Raw genomic sequence first — 18,484 nt, 5'->3', positions numbered from 1 at the left:
ATCAGCCGCACGCGGACCGCTGCGCCCTGCGCTGCCGGTACCGGTGCACCCCGCGCAGCAGCGGCGCACCGAGGCGCTGCACGCGGATGGCGAGTCGAAAGAGCGGGCTGCGTGCGCCCGGCATCATGCCGAGTTGCCGGGCGAGTTCGGTGAGATCGGCGACGCTGACCCACGTGCAGAGCAGCCCGTCGCGCAATTCGTAGAGATCGACACCTGTGGTGTCGAACCGACGACCGGTGGCGGCGATACCCACCGGGGAAGGCCCACCGCCCATATCACCGGTGAAGGTTCCGCGAGCACGCCACGGCGCCGCCATTCCCGTGCCGAGTAGTGAGAGATACGGGGTCGAGGCGAGTTCGAAGTGGATATCGGGAAAGGCCCGCCAGGTCATCTCGACGTAGTCGCGGAACGCTGGTTTCCCGGCCACCCGCTCTCCGCACAACGACGGATCCTCGCACACGATATCGTCGGTCACCAGTGCGAGCACCGCGTCGAGGTCGTGGGTGTTCCAGGCGCGCAGCCACTCCCGTGACCACTGCCGCAACGTCGCCGCCAGGTCCGGCGCACGCTCGGTCGCCGCGTCGACCAGTTCCGGCAGCGCATCGATCAGCTGCTCGTTGGTCATGCCCGCGACGATGGTCGGCTGATCCCGCTGGTCCCGCGCTGTCATGACTGGGCCGCCTCCTGGTCGGTCGTGTTGTCTCGATCCGCCACCACCGCCTGCTTCTTCGTGAACGCGTAGTGGTCCAATGGGAAACTGCGTGCCCGCCACCAGGCTTCGGCGCCGGTGGACGGCCGGATCAGCGGCACGTCGCCGAATTTGTCGAAGTAGAAGCTGTGCGCGTTGGCGCAGTTGGAGGCGTAGAAGATCGACGTCGACTGCCGCGTCACCATCTCGTCGAAGAAACGGTCGTGCGGTTCCCGTTCGATGTCGATCCTGGTGGCCCCCCTGCGCTCGGCTTCTTCGATACAGCGGATCGCGTGCGTCGCGGAGTTCTCCACCATCAGGAAGTACGAGCCCGTCACCGAGTACGGGCCCAGGATCCAGAAACTGTTCGGCCAGCCGGGGATGGTGACGCCTTCGTAGGCCGCCCACCGGTTGACGTCGAAATGGTCACCCAACTCGGCGCCGTCCGCGCCGAAGACGGGAAACGGTGGCACCCGGTCGTAGATGTGGAAGCCGGTGGCAAGGATCAGGGTATCGATCTCGTGGTGTGCGCCGTCGGCGGTACGCACGCCCGTCGGGGTGATCCGCTCGATACCCGCGGTGACCAGTTCGACGTTATCCCTGGCGAAGGTCTTGTAGTAGCGGTTGGAGAAGGTCGGGAACTTGCAGCCGAATCGATAGTTCGGTGTCAGTGCCGCACGCAGTTCCGGATCTTTCACCTGCAGACGCATCAGGGCAAGACCCATCCACTCCACCATGGTCACCATGGCGGGCAGCTTGAAGCGGATACCGAAGTAGAAGAAGCCCTCGATCATCAGCACGGCGGCGATGCGGAAGACGATATTGGTCCTCGGCACTCGACGCAGCAGCCACCTGATGGCACGCGGTATCCGGAAGTCCAGCGCGGGCACCGCCCAGATCGGGGTGCGCTGGAAGACCCGCACATGCGCGGCCTGTTCGGCGACCGCTGGAATGAGTTGCGCCGCAGAGGATCCGGTCCCGATCACCGCCACCCGCTTTCCGGTCAGGTCGTGGTCGGGATCCCAGCGGGCGCTGTGCATCGCCGTGCCGTCGAATTCGTCGAGACCGGCGATATCCGGTCGTTTGGGCTCGGTCAGGCCGCCGTAGGCGAAGATCACATAGCGGGCGGTGATGGCACCGAGGCGGTCGGTGTCGACCCGCCACCGATGGTGCTCCTCGTCGAAGGATGCCTTCTCGACCGTGGTATCGAGGCGCAGATGCGAACGTAGTGCGTACTTGTCGACGCAGTGATCGGCGTATGCCTTGAGTTCGTGCCCCTTCGCGAACCAGTTCTCCCAGTTCTGGTTGGGTTCGAACGAGAAGCAATAGTTCCACGACGGAACGTCGACCCCCACCCCGGGATAGACGTTGTCGCGCCACGTTCCCCCGACGTCGGCGGCGCGTTCCAGAATGACGAAGTCGTGAATTCCACTGTCCGCGAGCTTGATTCCCGCTCCGATGCCACCGAATCCGGCACCGATGACCACCACTTCGTAGTCGACTTCCCGCATCGTCATCCTTCGAATCGATCCTGTTGCAGCCGGACGGCGCCGGACCACAGGCTGAGTTGTCCCGGCTTGGTCGGTGTACCGAGGCCGGGCAGATGGGCGTGCAGCCGAAGCGGTTTGGGTGAACGGTTCCAGCGCGCGGCCGCTTCGAACAGCGACTGCGTGTCGACGGCGGTCCACCCGGTGAAAAAGCGCACGCCATCCGCGGGCGCGAAATGCCATCGGGCGCTGCCGAGGTGCCTGCCCATGCTCAGGTTCACGGCCTGGCGCATCATCGGCGAATAGAGATCGAGCAGCCACCATCGGATCTCCGGCCTGCGCAGCGCGCCGCACAGGGCGCTGACCTGGGTCGGCGTGAGATAGGGCAGCAGCCCCTCGGTGATGACAAGCGTCCGGTGCGCCCCCTCGGTGGCCGCGTCGAGGAACGCGGTGAGCGCGACGGTGTCGGTCACGTCGACCGGAGTACGGACGAGTCCGCAGCACGGTTTCTCGTCGGCGAGCAGCTCGTCCTTCTCGGCGAGGAGCGCGGGCAGGTCGGCCTCGTGCCACAGCAGTTCGGCGGGCAGATCCATCCGGTAGGGACGGGTGTCCAGTCCGGCGGCCAGGTTGACGACCCGATCGCAGCCATGAGCCAGCGAGTCGACGATCAGATCATCGATGAGCTTGGTGCGCACCACCTGTGGCCAACCGCTGCGTCCGCCGCGCGGGGCCACCGGACCCTCGGCGATCGCGCGCCCGCGCTCGCCGGCCAGCCGCGCGGCGAGCGGGTCGACGAACAGCGCGTCCGGGCGCGCCGATTCGATGGCCCGGTAGGCGGCCACCCACCGGGCGGTGTCGGACACGTTCGTGATCAACGGTTCGTTCACGGCTCGCCCCGCGCCGAGCGCCGATTCGTCCAGGTAGTCGGCGAACAGATCGGCGGTGCTGAAATCATTGCGCCGCAACAGTTCCATCATCAACCCGTGCACGAGCGCGGGCGGCGCGAGATGGGCGAACCGGGCGATGACCCTCGGGTCGATGTACGGAGCGGCGTCGGCGACCAGGCCCGGATCCATACCGGAAAGCACGCGCAGCGCCCGCTCCATCTCCGAGTCGTCCAGTGCGCTGGCCGCCGCGCGCCCGATCAGTCTGGGCGGCAGGATTTTCGCCGCGAGCGGCACCGCGACGCGCAGCGGAACGGATCGGCGGTACAGCCGCAATCGCCGATGCTCCTCGTCGTACTTGTCGGCCAGCGAGGTGGTGACGCGCTGACGCAGGGCGAGCAGATTGTCGTAGCCGAGGTGCGCGAGGTGCTGGACGCGCTCGGCGGGTACATGCAGCAACTCGGCCAGTTTGTCGATTTCTTCCCGCACGACCCGCTCGGTCATCGCCGCGCCTTTCGCGAGAAGCGGCGCTGGAAGGTTCGTTTCCAGCCGTAGGCGAGCACGGACGCGGCGGCCCTGGTGCCGCGCGGCAGTGTGGCGAGCCTGGCATCGATGGCGGCGTCCATCACGACCCGCTCCCGAGTGGGCGCCGCCAGCAACAACTCCAGTAGCTCGGCGCACTGAGCCTCGGGCAGCAGGTACAGCGCGGGCAACGGTCCGCCCAATTCCCGCTCGAGTTCCGCGCGTGATCCGGCCGCGGTGGTCATCGATTCGCCTTTCCGTGCTGAGTTGTCCGAAATCCGTCGGCCAGGCGCAGCGCGCGACCGGCGAGGCGACGTCCCCACGAGTCGAGTGCGTGGTGTGAACCGCGCGGCGCGGGCAGGATGCGGCGCAGCAGCGGGTCGGGCAGGCCGCGGCGCTGCCACTCGCGCGGGTAGCCGACCGACACCTCCTCGAATCGGACGCCGTCGTAGCAGTCGGTGCGCGGCAGGTGCAGATGCCCGTAGACCGCGCACAGCACGTTGTAGGCGCGATGCCAGTCGGCGGTCAGTTCGGTGCCGCACCACATGCCGAACTCCGGGGGAGCCATCAGCAGCGTCGGTTCGCGCACCAGCGGAAAATGATTGATCAGCACCAGCGGCACCGCGGGGTCGAGAGAGTCCAGCCGGGCCTTCGTGTGGGCGACACGCGCCCGGCACCAGTCGTCGACGCTGGAGTACGGATCGCTGACCAGTAGGTGCTCGTCCACGGCGATGACGTCGCGCTGCCGCGCGATACGCAATCCGGCCGCCTTGTCCGGCGCGCCCGCGGGCAGGAATGTGTAGTCGTAGAGCAGCATCATGGGAACCAACCGCACCGGCCCGCCCGCGCCCCGCCAGACCGGATACGAGTCTTCGGGTGTGACGACGCCGATATCACGACACATTTCGACGAGATGTTCGTAACGTCCGACCCCGCGCAGGGGTGCGGGATCGAGTGCCGTCGTCCACAGTTCGTGATTTCCCGGTACCCAGACGACGGTGTCGAATCGCGACCGCAACAGCGTCAGCGCCCACCGGATATCGTCGATCTTCTCGGCGACATCACCCGCGACGATCAGCCAATCGCCCGGGTGTTGCGGTCGAATGCGCTCGATGACTTGACGATTGCCGCGATGGGCGATGTGCAGATCACTGACGGCGAGGACGGCGGCGGTCATGCGTCCGCTCGCGCGAGCAGGGCCAGCGTCGCGGACCGGCGTAGTTTGCCCGATGGCGTCTTGGGCAGGGAGCCCGGCTCGGTCACCGCGACGAATTTCGGTCCGACGCCGATCTCGTCGTAGACCGTCCGCGCCACGTCATTGCGAATCCGTTCCGCCGCTTCGGTATCGGCGTGCTCGCGCGATTCGACGACGACAGCGAACTGTTCGCGGTGGTCGGCCTGGCGAATGCTCACCGCCACGGCATTGCCACGGCGCACACCCGCGACTCGACCGGCCGCGCGCTCGATATCGGTCGGAAAGATATTGCGTCCGCCGACGATGATGACGTCCTTGACGCGCCCGCACACCACGATTTCGCCGGTGTCGGTGAGGTATCCGAGATCCCCTGTCGACAACCAGCCACCGGCGTCGACCGCCGCGTGCGCGCCGTGCTCGGTCAGGTAGGTACGGGTGACGGCAGCGCCGCGCACCTGGAATTCGCCGACCATCCTCGGCGGCAACCGATCGCCCCGACCGTCGACGACGCGAAGTCCGAGCCCGGTCAACGGTCGACCGAGGACGGCGAACTGCCTCGCGCCCTCGCCCCGCACGGCCCGCGCGTAGCCCTGTTCCTCCAGTTCGTCCGCGTCGACGGAATCGACGGTCAGTACCTCGCCCAGAGCGGAAAGCGATATCCCCAAGGTGGTTTCGGCCATGCCGTAGGCGGCGGTCAGCGCGGACTCGGCGAGGCCGAACCGGGCGCCGGCCTGCTGTATCGCCGCGATGGTCGCCATATCGATGGGTTCGGCTCCGTTGACCGCGATACGCAGACTCGACAGGTCATAGGCGCCATCCGGCGCTTCGTTCAGACTGCGCGCCCACAGGGCGTAGGCGAAATTCGGTGCCGCGGTGATGGTGCCGCGATATCGGGTGATCAGCTCCGCCCAGATCAGCGGATCGGCGAGAAAGTCCGCGGGCGTGACGATCACCGCGTCCAACCCGGTCTGCATCGGTCCCATCAGCAGCCCGATCATGCCGAAATCGTGGGAGAAGGGCAGCCAGCTGATCATCACGTCGTCGTCGGCGAATTCAGCGGTGGCCGTGATGGAGCGCCAATTCCGATCGAGGTTGCCGTGGGTGATCACCACGGCCTTCGGCGTTCCCGTCGAGCCGGAGGTCAACTGCAACAACGCGACATCGTCCTCGTCGGCGGGCAGCGGTTCGACGGCGGTCCCCGACCGCAATGCCGCCACCTCGACGACGCCGACACCGCCGGCGCGCAAGCCTTCGACGGCCGCCTCGAAGGGAGCCCCGACCACGACCAGCTCGGCGCCGAGCACGGTGAGAACAGCGCGCGCGTCCTCCAGCCACACGGTGAGATCAGCCCTCGGGGTCGGCTGATGCAGCATGGTGACCGAGCCGCGGCGCATCCACACCGCCTGGATGAGCGGCGCGACATCATCGGGCCGACCGGCGAGGATGGCGACCGGACTCCCCGCGCCGACACCGAATTCGGCGAGCGCTCCCGCCATCCGCCGCCCGGTGGCATGGATCTGCGCCCAGCTGTGGCGGACGGGGGCTTGCGGTGCGCCGGTCACCAGGCCCTTGGACCCGGCGGGCACACGGACGAAGACGTCCTCGGTGAACTGGCTCATGCCATCTCCGCGGGATCGGTGACGCGCACGCGACCGGGGCCGAGTCGCTCGATCGACCCGCAGAGTCGAGCGAGCACGTCCTCGGGCATCTCCCTGTCTCTGTGCATGGCGGCGAGACGGTCGAGCAGCATGTCGACCTCGGCGAGGATCGGGCCGGCCAGTTCGGCGTCCTCCGGGGTCACCTGATCGAGGATGTGCCGGGCGAGCAGGGCGGCCGTCGGGTACTGGAAGATCACCGAGTTGGCGAGTTTCACGCCGGTGAGCGAGCGCAGGTGACTGCCGAGCTCGATGGAACTGAGCGAGTCGATGCCCATCTCGGTGAACTCCCGATCCGGTTGCACGGCATCGGGTGAGGAGTAGCCGAGCACCATCGCGATCGGCACCTTCACCATTTCGACGACGATCGCGTGCTGCTGTTCAGGACTCAACCCGGCGAGCCGTTTGGCCAGCTGTGCGGGATCCCCCATCGGGGTGCTCGCCTTGGCCCTCGCATGCAGCAGGGCGCGGAACAGCGGCGGCAGCTCGGCCACCGATGCCGCCGCGCGCAACAGTGATACGTCGAGTCCGACGGGTACCGCGTAGGCCCTGCCCCAGCCGAGTGCGCTGTCGAACAGCGCGAGCGCCTCCTCGGTCGGGATCGGCGTGATGCCCATCCGGCTCAGCCGGGCCCGGTCCTTCTCGTCGAGCTGTCCGGTATTCGCGGTGTCCTGCGCCCACCAGCCCCAAGCCATGGCTGTCGCGGGCAGGCCACGATGGGTCCGGTACTGGGCGAGCGCGTCGAGGAAGACGTTCGCGGCCGCGTAATTGGCCTGTCCCGGTGCACCGAAAGTGCCTGCGGCGGAGGAGAACAGCACGAACATCGACAAATCCAGTCCGCTGGTCAGCTCGTGCAGATGCCAGGCTCCCGCCGCCTTCGCGTGCAGGACTTCGTCGAGGTGGTCGCGGGTCAGACCCGCGAAGGTCGAATCCGCGAGACTGGCGGCGATATGCACGACGGCCCCTATCGGCCGCTCCCCCGGCACGTCATCGATCAATCGCCGCACCGCGGCACGGTCACCGACGTCACAGGCGGCGAAGCCGACTTCCGCGCCGAGGTCGGCCAGTTCGGCCGCCAGTTCCACGGCGTTCGGCGAGGCGGAACCGCGACGGCCCGCGAGCAACAGATGTCTGGCGCCGTATTCGACGACCAGGTGCCTGGCGATCAGAGCACCGATCGTGCCGGTGCCGCCGGTGATCAGCACCGTGGCGGCCGGGTCGAAGGGCGCGGGCCAGGTGAGCACCACCTTGCCCACCTGCCTGGCTTCGGCCAGATGCCGCAGCGCGGCGGCGGCTCGGCGAACATCGAAGGTGGTCGACGCGAGTGCGGCGATATCGCCTGCGCGCAGCAGATCCGCGACCTCGCGCAACAGCGCGCCGAGTCGCGCCGGCTCCATGCCCGCGAGTTCGAAGGTGGAGTAGACCGCGCCCGGATGCTCGCGCGTCACCTCCGCGGGGTCGTGCACCGCCGATCGCCCGATCTCGACGAATCGGCCTCCGTCCGCCAGGGTCCGCAACGAGGCCTCGGTGAACTCGTCGGGCAGGGCGTTCAGCACCGCGTCCGCCCCGCGCCCTTCGGTGGCCGCGGCGACGCGTTCGACGAATGCGGCCGAACGCGAATCCGCGATCCATTCGTCGGTGAAGCCGTTGTGCCGCAGTGTTTCCCACTTCGACCGGCTCGCCGTCGCGAAGACGCGCAAGCCCATCCGGCGCGCGAGCGTGACGGCGGCCGAGCCGACCCCGCCGGTGGCGGCGTGGATCACAACGGTGTCGCCTGCCGAGAGCGCCGCGTGGTCGCGTAGCGCGTGCAATGCGGTGGTGAAGGCCACCGGCACGGTCGCGGCCTGCTGGAAGGACATGGCGTCGGGAATGCGCGCGAGCAGCAGGTGATCGGTCACCGCGGTCGCGGCGATCGCCGGGAAGAATCCGAAAACCCGGTCACCGGGGCTGAATTCGGTGACCTCGGCCCCGACCGCGAGCACGATGCCCGCGCCGTCGACAGGCGAGGCCCCGGACAGCCCGGTCGGGATCGCCAGACCCGCGACCGCATCCCGGTAGGTCAGCCCGCCCGCCCGCAGTCGCACCGACACCTCGGTGACGCCGAGTTCCGCGGGCCCCTCGGTGTTCTCGACCAAGCGCGCGTCCTCGACATTGCCGGACGACGGGATGTCGAGCCGCCAGTTCTTTCGGAACAGCTCGGCGCTCTTGGCGGCGGCGTCCACCGCGGGACGGATGCGGCGGCCGTGGAATTCACCGTCGCGCAGCACTATCTCGGGTTCATCGGTCTGCAGGGCCGCCGACAAGGTGTCCAGGGTGACGTCGGCGGCGTCCAGGTCGAGCTGGACGAGGCGGCCCTGGTTCTCCGACTGCGCGCTGCGCAGCAGACCCCACACCGCGGCGCCCGCGAGGTCGGATATGTCGTCGCCGTCGCGCAGCGCCTGGGTGCCGCGGGTGAGGACCAGCACCCGCGTCGACGCGAAACGTTCTTCGGCCAACCAGGATTGGATCTGTGTCAGTGTCCGGGCCAACTGGTCGGCCACCGCGTCCGGCAGGTCGGCATCCGGGTCCGCCGCGTCTGCCACGCGGGACAGCACGAGCACGGCCGGGATATCGGCTCCGGCGTCGACCGCATCGATCACCGCGGGCACGGAGGCGTATTCGCCGATCCCCGCGGCGATGAGATCGGCGTCGAGCCCCTCGCTCGAACCCACCACCGCCCATGCCCCCGATGGCGCGGTGAACCGGGCCCTCGGCGCCGGAACCGGCAGCCATTCCACGCCGAACAGCGACTCGCGCTGGTTGGCGAGGCCGCGTTCGGCCAGTGCGCCCACCGTCACCGACCGCACCTGGAGGGTGCCGGTGGCGACCGCCTTGCCGTTGGCGTCGGCGAGCAGCCAGCGCATCCGGTCGGTCCCCGCGGGCGTCAGCCGCACGCGCAGCGCGGCGGCGCCGATCGCGTGCAGCCGCACGCCCTCCCAGGCGAACGGCAAACGGATGCTGCCGTCGGTCGGGGCGAGCGCGGTCAGCGCCGCACCCGTCTGCATGGCCGCGTCGAGTAGTGCGGGGTGCAGGCCGAATTCGGCGGCATCGGTGACCGAGTCCGGCAGCGCGACCTCCGCGAACACCTCATCGCCGCGCCGCCAGACCGCCCGCATGCCCTGGAAGACCGGGCCGTACTGGTAGCCGAGGGCGGCCAGGCCCTCGTAGGCGGCCTCCGGGTCAATGGCGAGTTCCGCGCCGATGGGCGGCCACACCTCCATGCTGTGCGCTTCGACGTCGTCCTGCTGATCCGCCTGCCCCAGCGTGCCGTCGGCGTGCAGACTCCACAGGGTTTCGCCCGGCGCGGCATCGTCGACCTCGGGGCGGGAGTAGACGGCGATCGACCGGCGTCCGGGTGCGACGCGATCCCCGACGACCACCTGTACGTGGACCGCGCCCTGCTCCGGCAGGGTGATCGGCGAATACATGGTGAGCCTGTCGACCCGCTCGCAACCGAGCCGCTCACCGACGTGCAACGCCAGTTCCAGCATCATCGCGCCGGGGACGAGCACCGTGCCGAACAGCGCGTGATCGCCGATCCAGCCGTGGGTGGCGAGGGAGAGCCTGGTGGTGAACTGATATCTGTCCGCGCTGGGCAGTTCGGCCATCGCGCCCAGCAGCGGATGCCCCGCCTCGGTGAGTCCGAGGCTGCTCGGCTTGCCCCCACCGCTTCCACCGCCGCCGGTGAGCCAGAACTTCTGCCGCTGGAACGCGTAGGTCGGCAGGTCCACCCGTGTCGCGAGCGCGGTCGGCGCCAGCGCCGACCAGTCGACCCCGACGCCACCGACGTACGCTTCGGCGACCGAGGTGAGGAATCGGCGCAGGCCGCCGTCGTCCCGCCGCACCGAGCCGGTGATCACGCAGTAGTCGGTGAAAGCGCCGACGTATTCCAAGGATTCGTGCATGGCGGCGGTGAGCACGGGATGCGGGCTCATCTCGAGGAACGCGCTGTGGCCGGACTGGTAGGCCGCCTGGAACGCGTCGTCGAAGCGGACCATGTCGCGGAGATTGCGGTACCAATAGTCGGGGCCGAGCGCGGTGGGTTCCAGCAGATCCCCCGTGTGCGCCGAGTAGAACGCGATATCGGTCGGGTGTGCCGTCACCGGGGCGAGGGCGCTCGCGATATCGGCCGCGATGGCCTCGACATGCGCCGAGTGCGAGGCATAGTCCACCGGAATATGTTTGGCGCGAATACCTTCCGCTTCGCAGCGCGCGGCGAACGCGAGCACCGCGGCCTCGTCACCGGAGACGACGGTGGTGGCAGGACCGTTGACGGCGGCGATGGCGATTCCCTCCGTCGTCGCCAGCAGCCGCGTGACATCCTCGGCGGACAGCGCGATCGACGCCATCGCGCCCCGCCCCGCGATGGCGCGCAGCGCGAGACTTCGCAACGTGACGATGCGCGCGGCGTCGGACAGCGTCAGCGCACCAGCCACATACGCCGCCGCGATCTCGCCCTGCGAATGTCCGAGCACGGCGTCGGGTTCGATACCCATCGACCGCCACAGCGCGGCCGTCGACACCATCACCGCGAACAACGCGGGCTGCACGACATCGACGCGATCCAGACCGGGCGCGCCCGCCGCACCGTGCAGCACATCACGCAGCGACCAATCGACGAATTCCGCGAAAGCCTGTTCACAGGCGTCGATCTGCGCGGCGAACACCGGGGATTCGGCGATCAACCGCACCGCCATTCCCGTCCACTGCGCGCCTTGGCCGGGAAAGACGAATACCACCCGGTGCGCATTGTCCGCGTGGCCTCGGACCGCGCCCACCGGGCTGCCCTCGGCGACATTCGCCAACCCGGCCAGCAGTTCGTCGCGACTTTCGCCGAGCACCACCGCGCGGTGTTCGAAGGCGGCGCGGGTGGTGGCCAGGGCACGCGCCACATCCCCTATGCCGTACTCGGGGTGCGCCCGCACCTGCGCCGACAACCGAGATGCCTGCTCCGCCAACGCTTCCGGCGTTCTTCCCGATACCGGCCAGGCGAGAACGCCCGGCGGGGGCGGCTCCGGGAGCGCCGTCGACGCGGGAGCGGGAGGCTGCTCGATGACCACGTGCGCGTTGGTGCCGGCGATGCCGAACGAGGAGACGCCCGCCCGACGCGGTCGTCCCCGCTCGGGCCAGGGCGTCAACTCGGTCGCCACTTCCACCGCGCCGGAGGACCAGTCGACGCTCGGCGTCGGCTCCCCCACATGCAGGCTGGCGGGAAGCACTCCGTGCCGCATCGCCTCGATGACCTTGATGACACCGGCCGCACCGGCCGCCGCCTGGGTATGCCCGAAATTCGATTTTATCGAGCCGATCCGCACCGGCCGATCCGCGGGCCTGTCCTGACCGTAGGTGGCGAACAGGGCCTCGAGTTCGATGGGGTCGCCAACGGGCGTGCCGGTTCCATGTCCTTCGACCACGTCGACGTCAGCGCCGGTCAGCTCGGCGGAGGCCAGCGCCGCCCTGATCAGCTTCAGCTGGGCCTGCGTACTCGGCACGGTGAGACCTTTGGACGCGCCGTCCTGATTCACCGCACTGCCGCGCAGCAGCGCGAGTATCGGATGACCGTTGCGCTCGGCGTCGCAGCGCCGCTCCAGCACCAGCATCGCGGCCCCCTCCGCCATGCAGAAGCCGTCCGCGTCGGCGGAATACGGCTTACTCTTACCCTCTTTGGAGATCGCCCCGTGCTGGCCGAGCGCGTAGAACCCCGTCAACGTCGACATGATCGACACTCCGCCCGCCAGCGCCAGCGAACACTCCCCCAGCCGCAGCCCCTGCGCGGCCAGATGGAAGGCGACCAGCGAGGACGAGCAGGCGGTATCCACGCTCAATGTCGGCCCCTCCAATCCGAGCAGGTACGAGATACGGCCCGACAGCACACTCTGACTCACGCCGAGCGAGACATAGCCCGGGTCGATATCCTTCTGGCCGGGAATGAGGTAGGCGTAGTCCCCCGACATCGCTCCGGCGTACACACCGGTGTCACTGCCACGCAGCAGCGCGGGGTCGATTCCCGCGCGCTCCAACGCTTCCCACGAGACCTCGAGCAGCACTCGCTGTTGCGGATCCATCGCTCGCGCCTCACGCGGGCTGATCCCGAAGAACTCCGGATCGAATTGACCCGGGTCGTCGATGAAACCGCCTCTCGGCGCGAACGCGGCGATCACCTCGGGTGAGGCCATATTCGCGAGCTCGGTCATCGACCGATCGTCCGGGAATCCACTCGAGATGTGTTTCCCTTCGACCACGAAGCGCCATAGCGACTCCGGTGAGTCGATACCTCCGGGAAATCGACATGCCATGCCGACAACCGCAATCGGCTCACGCAGGGAAGCGGCAGTCGTCATATGTGCTCCGTAAATAGATCAGAATGGCCGAACGGTGGCCGGAATTCGGGCGGCGCGCCTACGGCACTGCCTGCCGGGCGACTTGGAACGCGTTTCAGCGTATACCCGAACACCGATGTTCGCAGACCGGTCGATATAGTGTGACATGAATCACATCGGTTGGACTGCGGTTCGTCAATCATAAACAATCCCAACAACATTCAGATCCCCGGCCCCCCCACTTCCAGGGGCACACCGCCGGGACCGACGACCTAACGGCACCGACGAGGAGAGTCGATGGCACATATCGAGGTGACCAAATTGTTGACCGTCAACCCGGCTAGGCTCTACGCGACAATCGCCGATCCATCGACGTGGGGCAATTGGTTCGCATTACACGACAATTTCGTGGAAGAACCGCCGAAACAGATTTCCGTCAATACCAGAATGGTGCAGAATGTGCGCATACTCGGCATGTCGCATCGAGTGGAATTGACGGTCACGTCCTTCCGTCCGCCCATGCAGCTGGTCATGTCGGGAAGCAGCGCCGCCGGAGTCACCTGCGAGTTCCACTTCTCCGTCGAAAGACATTCCGGCGGTTCCAAGTTGACGTTCTCCGGCGACTTCACCGGCGCGGCGCTGACCGGTCAACTGATGCGGGCGGTGGACACCGACGTGGTGGCGAAACTCGAAGCCTCCCTCGACAAACTGGCCATCCTCGTCGAGGCGGCCTGACGCGCATGCTCGAATTGACCGACGTGGTCCGGGAATACCGTATCGGCGGCCAGACCGTGCGTGCGCTGGACGGGGTGAGCCTGCGCGTCGAGGCCGGGCGATTCCTCTCCGTGGTCGGCCCGTCCGGCGCGGGTAAGAGCACCCTGCTGCACATGCTCGGAGCCCTGGATTCCCCCGGTTCCGGATCGATTCGGTTCCTCGGCCGCGAGATCGGCCACCTGTCCGAGAATCAGCAGGCAGCCTTTCGGCGCAACCAGGTCGGATTCGTCTTCCAGTTCTTCAACCTGCTGCCCACCCTGTCCGCCTGGGAGAACGTCGCCGTCCCGGCGTTGCTCGACGGAATCGGCATGCGCAAGACGAGAACTCGCGCCATCGAACTACTGGAATCGGTCGGGCTCGGCGACCGGGTGCGGCATCGGCCCTCGGAACTGTCCGGCGGGCAGATGCAACGCGTCGCCCTGGCCAGGGCGCTGATCATGGACCCGCCGCTGATCCTCGCCGACGAACCGACAGGCAACCTCGATAGTCACACGGGGACAACCATTCTCGAGCTGCTCGCCGGTATCGCCCACTCGGGCGACCGCGCCGTGGTGATGGTGACACACAACCCGGCCGCGGCAGCCGCCACCGACCGGCTCATCACCATGCGGGACGGGCGTATCGACGCCGACGAGCAGACGGCGGCCTCATGATGTGGGCGCTCGCCGACCGGGCCCGCGTATTCAGCCTGCGTGAGTTCTGGGTGCACCGAGGACGGACGTTCGCCTCGATGACGGTGATGGCGGTGTCCGCCGCATTCCTCGTCGCGGTGCTCGGGCTCACCGGGTCGATCACGGGGTCGATCGCTCGCCTGGTCGACGGCATCGCGGGGGACGCCGCGCTGGAGATCTCCGGCATCACCGATTCCGGTCTACCCCAACAGATCAGCGAGCAGGTCGCCGCAGTCCCCGGAGTGGCGGCCGCCGTGCCGATGGTGCGGACGACGGCGCCATCGGCAGGCGGGCCTGTGCTGCTGCTCGGCGTCGACGGGAACGGAACCGCCCTGCACAGCGACGTGGCCGCCGCGGTGCGAGCGCAACTCGCGCCCCTGCTGACCGTGCCGAACGGAGTTCTGGTCGGTCCCGGACTCGGATACGACGACGGTGACAGCTTCACACTGGGTTCCGGCACCGTCACCGTCGCCGGGGTACTTCGTGACAGCAGCGTCGCGGCACTGAACCAAGGCCACTACGTCCTCGCGCCACTGCCCCTGGCGCAGTACCTCATCGATCGGACGGGCAGGCTCGACTCGATACTCGTCACTCTCAGGCCGGGGGCGGACGAATCCGCCGTGCGGACCGCGGTCACCGATGTGGTGGCGGGGCGCGCCGTGGTGGGCGATCCGATCCAACGGGCAGCGCACACGGGGAATGCCGTCAAGATCGTCAGGTATATGACGCTCATGGGCGCGACCGCCGCCTTCGTCGTCGCGGCCTTCTTGATCTATACCGCGATGACCATGGCGATAACCCAACGCAGGCCGGTGATTTCGATGCTGCGGGCCATCGGCGGGCGGCGGCGCACAATCGTCGGCGACCTGCTCGTCGAGGCGGCATTGCTCGGCCTCGTCGGCGGGAGCGTCGGCGCGGGGATCGGCATCCTGATGGGCCGCGTCGCGGTCACCGGCCTACCGAATGTCCTGATGCAGGCGGTCGAGGCGCGCACGGAATACCTGGTCCCGATCTCGGCGATTCCGATAGCCGTCGCGGCGTCGATCTGCACGAGTATCGCCGCGTCGGCGGTGGCGGCACACCAGGTCTACAAGGTGTCACCGATCGAGGCGCTCGCCCCGGTCGGGGCGTCGGTCGCCGATCGGATCCCGCGTTGGCTGCGGATCGGCGCGTTCGCTCAAGCCGTGGTGTGCGCGGGCGCCGCGATCACCATCGTCGCATCCGGTGCGCGCACCCTCGCCTTCTCGGCGGTGGCGCTCGCCTTGTTCTTCGGGGCGGGAATGGCGCTGTGCTTCGCCTTCGCCGAGCCCGTGCTGCGGGCGACAGCCGGCGCCGCAGGGCTTTTCGGGGCGCCGGGCGCGCTGGCCGCCGTGAGCGTCGGGCGGTCGCCGCGGCGGGTATGGGCGACGGTGATGACCGTCGTCATGGCCGTCGCCATCACCGTGACGATCACCGGCTCCAATCACGACCTGCTGACGTCGGCGCGCGGATCACTGTCCTCGGTGGCCGAGGCCGACGCCTGGCTGGCCTCGAACGCCCCCGACGAACTTCCGGTCGGGCCCCTGCTCCCTGCCGATCTCGCCGGACGAGTCGCCGCCGTGCCCGGCGTGGCACGAGTGACCCCGGGTCAATTGGCCTTCGCGACCCTCGGGGACAGCAAGGTTCTCCTCGACGGATTGGCCGAGGGCACCGACAATCCGCTACTGAACGCCGTCGACGACCGAGTCCGCGACGACGTGCTCGCCGGGCGCGGTGTCGTGCTCTCGCGCGACCTCGGCGCGGCCCTCGACGTCCGGGTCGGCGACACGCTCGAGTTGCGGACACCGCACGGCGTGCGACGAATCACGGTGTTGCAGTTGGTGTCCTACTTCTCCGTGCTGGCCGGAACCGTCGGCATGAGTCTGCACCAGGTGCGGGAATGGTTCGATCGGCCCGGTGAGACGACATTGCAGATCGATGCGCTGCCCGGCGCCGACACCGACCGCATGCTCGCCGAGATCCGCGCCATCGCCCCCGCCGGGGTGCACGTCTTCACCGGAGGACAATCACTGGCCGGAATCGAATCGGCGTTGCGCCAAGGTTCGGCGGTGAGCAACGCCATGTGGATCATCGTCGTGCTGATCGCCGCTGTGGCGCTGCTGAACACACTGACACTGTCGGTACTCGAACGACGCCGCGAGATCGGCGTGCTGCGGGCACTGGGCTCCAGCCGCCGCTTCACCCTGCGCACCATCCTCGCCGAGGCGGCGGGCATCGGGGTCGTCGGCGGCGTTCTCGGCCTGCTGTTCGGCAGCGCGTGTCAATACTTCTACGACACCGTCACCCCGGGCATCCTCAATTTCGACGTCGCCTACCGGCCGAGCCCCACCGTGCTCTACTTCGGCCTCGCCGCCCTCGCCCTCAGCCTGCTCGGCTCCATTCCCCCCGCCGTCCGCGCCGGCCGAGTCGACATCATCGAGGCGATCGGCGCCGACTAGCCGATCACGCGGAAGGCGACTCCCGGGCGGGTCACACCGCGTTGGCCGGCGCCACGAGCTGCGGGGTCGCCGGAAGCGGCGCCACGGCGCCTTCTATCGCGCCGACCGCGGCGCCGATACCCCCACCGATCGCGGCCGCGGGGACGGCGATCACGGCGTAGCCGATGGCCGCGCAGACGATCGGCATGACGACCAGACCTGCGGGGAGGAACGGAAAGCCGACGATGAGTCCGGTCGCGGCGCCCATCACCGCGCTCGTCGCGGCCAGCGGACTCGCGACGGTGGCTCCGACGGATGCGCCGATCACCGACGCACCGATGACATCCTCGGCGATGCGGTCGGAACGGGCGGGATCGACGCCCGCCGAATCGAGTGCGTCCGACAGGGAGGACTCGACGCCCTCGGACCCTTCGTTGATCTGCCGCGCCTGTTCGGGCGCGATGAAATCGGGCCTGCCGACCTCGATGTCACCGATGCGGATCGTATCGACCGGGGCCTGCGGCGGCGGTACGTCATCCGGTGCGGGTACGGGGTCGTCCACCGGCGTGACCCGGAACTGTTCGGCGCCGACGACCGACGGCCCGCCGGGCGGCGTGGCGAATGCCGGGGCGGCGGCGATAGCCACGGCGACCGGCAGCGCACCAGCCACCAGGAAAGCGGCGTTGCGCCGGGATGTACGGCGATGCGAGACGGTCTTCGGTGTGACCAATGGGATCTCTTTTCCGGGAGGCGGAAGTCTCTTCTTCTGATTCGGACCCGACGGCGGCACGGATGGAATCGCGACGGAAGCAATCTCCTCGCCCGCGTGCCGCTCGGACCCGACCGTGCGCCCGCTCCTGCGCCGTCGACAACGGCCCGAGGATCAACCTGGCGCGCCCGCTGTCGTGGGATGATTCCGCGGTGAATTCGGTAGCGACGCCAGGGGTCGCGCTCGCGGTGCTGTGCGTGCTCATGGTCGGGTCGACGGCCGTGGTGTACCGGGTGGCGGATCTGGGATCGGTCACCGTGGCGCCCGGCGCGGCGCTGCGCGGAGCCGCCCAGTTGGCCGTGGTGGCGTTGATTCTCGCGGCGGCGCTGGCACATCTCTGGTCCTCGGTCGCGGTGCTGGTGGTGATGTTCGGCGCGGCGGTGGTGACGGCGGCTCGCCGGGCCGGGGCGGGATGGTCGGCGGCATGGCTCACCCTCGCGCTGGGGACCGGACTCGGGACCGTACTGCCGATGATGTTGATCAGCGGGGTGGTCCCCCTCGAGGGCGTCGCGCTGGTGCCGATCGGGGGAATCGTGCTCGGGGGCGCCATGACCGCGACGTCGCTGGCGGCGCGGCGGGCATTGGACACGATCGAACAGCGGTGGGGTGAGGTGGAGGCCGCGCTGAGTCTCGGATTGACCGAACGCGACGCGCGCCTCGAAGTCGTTCGCGCCACCGCCGCCGACGCGCTGCTGCCCGGCGTCGATCAGACGCGCACCGTCGGATTGGTCACGCTGCCAGGCGCTTTCGTCGGCGTCCTGGTCGCGAGCGGCTCCGCGACGCAGGCGGCGGCCGTACAGATTCTGGTCCTCGTCGGCCTGATGCTCGCCCAATCCTGCGCGGTCGCCGTCACGATCGAACTCGTCGCCAGGACCAAGGTGCGCAGATCCCGCACCGCGTGACACACTCCGGCGACCGCCACGGCGGGGATCGACACGTCTCGATCCCCGTCAGGTCGGCAGGGTGATCACCACTCCCGAACCCGTCGATGCGCACCGCCGCGATATGCGGCGGCGACGGCAGG

General features: G+C 68.6%; 12 protein-coding genes. 4 read left to right on the top strand and 8 right to left on the bottom strand.

Annotated features, from left to right (window positions below):
• Position 1: 1 nt before the first annotated feature.
• Genes ABZS43_RS06945 through ABZS43_RS06915 form a run of 7 tightly spaced genes read right to left on the bottom strand, consistent with a single transcriptional unit; the run spans position 2 to position 12,811 of the window.
• Entirely contained in the window at positions 2–670 is a 669-nt protein-coding gene (locus tag ABZS43_RS06945) for a nuclear transport factor 2 family protein (protein WP_355034878.1), read from the bottom strand.
• Positions 667–2,205, bottom strand: coding sequence for an NAD(P)/FAD-dependent oxidoreductase (locus ABZS43_RS06940; protein ID WP_355034877.1), 1,539 nt, complete (start codon positions 2,203–2,205; stop codon positions 667–669). The genes ABZS43_RS06945 and ABZS43_RS06940 overlap by 4 nt, the downstream gene beginning before the upstream one ends.
• On the bottom strand, positions 2,202–3,563 hold the full coding sequence (locus ABZS43_RS06935) for an SAM-dependent methyltransferase (protein WP_355034876.1): 1,362 nt from the start codon (positions 3,561–3,563) through the stop codon (positions 2,202–2,204). Before ABZS43_RS06935 ends, ABZS43_RS06940 begins: the two co-directional genes overlap by 4 nt.
• Positions 3,560–3,826: a hypothetical protein gene (locus ABZS43_RS06930; protein ID WP_355034875.1), complete on the bottom strand. Its 267-nt coding sequence runs from the start codon at positions 3,824–3,826 to the stop codon at positions 3,560–3,562. Before ABZS43_RS06930 ends, ABZS43_RS06935 begins: the two co-directional genes overlap by 4 nt.
• Positions 3,823–4,758 (bottom strand): metallophosphoesterase, encoded by a 936-nt coding sequence (locus ABZS43_RS06925; protein ID WP_355034874.1) that lies wholly within the window; start codon positions 4,756–4,758, stop codon positions 3,823–3,825. The genes ABZS43_RS06930 and ABZS43_RS06925 overlap by 4 nt, the downstream gene beginning before the upstream one ends.
• The gene (locus ABZS43_RS06920) at positions 4,755–6,395 is read right to left on the bottom strand and encodes a fatty acyl-AMP ligase (RefSeq protein WP_355034873.1); all 1,641 of its coding nucleotides are present in this window, start codon (positions 6,393–6,395) and stop codon (positions 4,755–4,757) included. The genes ABZS43_RS06925 and ABZS43_RS06920 overlap by 4 nt, the downstream gene beginning before the upstream one ends.
• The gene (locus ABZS43_RS06915) at positions 6,392–12,811 is read right to left on the bottom strand and encodes a type I polyketide synthase (RefSeq protein ID WP_355034872.1); all 6,420 of its coding nucleotides are present in this window, start codon (positions 12,809–12,811) and stop codon (positions 6,392–6,394) included. The genes ABZS43_RS06920 and ABZS43_RS06915 overlap by 4 nt, the downstream gene beginning before the upstream one ends.
• A gap of 276 nt (positions 12,812–13,087) precedes the next feature.
• Between ABZS43_RS06915 and ABZS43_RS06910 the strand changes: the two genes are divergently transcribed.
• Genes ABZS43_RS06910 through ABZS43_RS06900 form a run of 3 tightly spaced genes read left to right on the top strand, consistent with a single transcriptional unit; the run spans position 13,088 to position 16,712 of the window.
• Positions 13,088–13,525 carry an SRPBCC family protein gene (locus tag ABZS43_RS06910; protein ID WP_355034871.1) on the top strand — a complete coding sequence of 146 codons (438 nt, stop codon included), beginning with the start codon at positions 13,088–13,090 and terminating at the stop codon, positions 13,523–13,525.
• A gap of 5 nt (positions 13,526–13,530) precedes the next feature.
• A complete protein-coding gene (locus tag ABZS43_RS06905; protein WP_355034870.1) occupies positions 13,531–14,217 on the top strand; it encodes an ABC transporter ATP-binding protein in 687 nt (228 codons plus the stop codon).
• The gene (locus ABZS43_RS06900; RefSeq protein ID WP_355034869.1) at positions 14,214–16,712 is read left to right on the top strand and encodes an FtsX-like permease family protein; all 2,499 of its coding nucleotides are present in this window, start codon (positions 14,214–14,216) and stop codon (positions 16,710–16,712) included. The genes ABZS43_RS06905 and ABZS43_RS06900 overlap by 4 nt, the downstream gene beginning before the upstream one ends.
• A gap of 31 nt (positions 16,713–16,743) precedes the next feature.
• Here the strand turns inward: ABZS43_RS06900 and ABZS43_RS06895 are convergent, their stop codons facing one another.
• Complete coding sequence (locus ABZS43_RS06895) at positions 16,744–17,421, bottom strand: hypothetical protein (RefSeq protein WP_355034868.1); 678 nt, start codon at positions 17,419–17,421, stop codon at positions 16,744–16,746.
• Between the two features lie 191 nt (positions 17,422–17,612).
• Between ABZS43_RS06895 and ABZS43_RS06890 the strand changes: the two genes are divergently transcribed.
• Positions 17,613–18,362: an ABC transporter permease gene (locus tag ABZS43_RS06890; RefSeq protein ID WP_355034867.1), complete on the top strand. Its 750-nt coding sequence runs from the start codon at positions 17,613–17,615 to the stop codon at positions 18,360–18,362.
• Positions 18,363–18,484: the final 122 nt, after the last annotated feature.

Source organism: Nocardia sp. NPDC005366 (genome assembly GCF_040606855.1).
Classification (GTDB): Bacteria; Actinomycetota; Actinomycetes; order Mycobacteriales; family Mycobacteriaceae; genus Nocardia.
The sequence above is the reverse complement of the archived record's forward strand: the minus strand, read 5'-3'. Positions and strand labels throughout refer to the sequence as shown.

Coding starts and splice junctions, on each gene's coding strand:
- ABZS43_RS06945 (WP_355034878.1), bottom strand. CDS start 670: ATGACAGCGCGGGACCAGCGGGATCAGCCGACCATCGTCGCGGGCATG.
- ABZS43_RS06940 (WP_355034877.1), bottom strand. CDS start 2,205: ATGACGATGCGGGAAGTCGACTACGAAGTGGTGGTCATCGGTGCCGGA.
- ABZS43_RS06935 (WP_355034876.1), bottom strand. CDS start 3,563: ATGACCGAGCGGGTCGTGCGGGAAGAAATCGACAAACTGGCCGAGTTG.
- ABZS43_RS06930 (WP_355034875.1), bottom strand. CDS start 3,826: ATGACCACCGCGGCCGGATCACGCGCGGAACTCGAGCGGGAATTGGGC.
- ABZS43_RS06925 (WP_355034874.1), bottom strand. CDS start 4,758: ATGACCGCCGCCGTCCTCGCCGTCAGTGATCTGCACATCGCCCATCGC.
- ABZS43_RS06920 (WP_355034873.1), bottom strand. CDS start 6,395: ATGAGCCAGTTCACCGAGGACGTCTTCGTCCGTGTGCCCGCCGGGTCC.
- ABZS43_RS06915 (WP_355034872.1), bottom strand. CDS start 12,811: ATGACGACTGCCGCTTCCCTGCGTGAGCCGATTGCGGTTGTCGGCATG.
- ABZS43_RS06910 (WP_355034871.1), top strand. CDS start 13,088: ATGGCACATATCGAGGTGACCAAATTGTTGACCGTCAACCCGGCTAGG.
- ABZS43_RS06905 (WP_355034870.1), top strand. CDS start 13,531: ATGCTCGAATTGACCGACGTGGTCCGGGAATACCGTATCGGCGGCCAG.
- ABZS43_RS06900 (WP_355034869.1), top strand. CDS start 14,214: ATGATGTGGGCGCTCGCCGACCGGGCCCGCGTATTCAGCCTGCGTGAG.